Annotated in this window: 1 rRNA gene; it reads left to right on the forward strand. The window is 50.8% G+C overall.

Annotated features, from left to right (window positions below):
* Nucleotides 1-193 precede the first annotated feature (193 nt).
* Nucleotides 194-264, forward strand: a 5S ribosomal RNA gene (gene rrf, locus QP884_RS11250); the annotation flags it as partial.

Here is a 264-nt window from a genome sequence, read left to right on the forward strand (position 1 = left end):
GCCAGACCTGGAAGCACTGTAAGGTGTGAAGGCTACTGGTACTAATTGACCACAACAAACACCAACACACTACGTGTATAGGCAAAACAACAAGATGAAGAAACAGTCACTGTCGTGACCGCGTCCACTATGCAGTATCTGACACAACACCCAAGCAAGGGCACCCAAGAGGGTATTTTTGCTTCGTATGTTTGTCGGTGGTCAATAGCTGCAGGGAAACGCCCGGTCCCATTCCGAACCCGGAAGCTAAGCCTGCACACGCTG

It is taken from the genome of Corynebacterium tuberculostearicum (assembly GCF_030229345.1).
Taxonomy (GTDB): domain Bacteria; phylum Actinomycetota; class Actinomycetes; order Mycobacteriales; family Mycobacteriaceae; genus Corynebacterium; species Corynebacterium tuberculostearicum_G.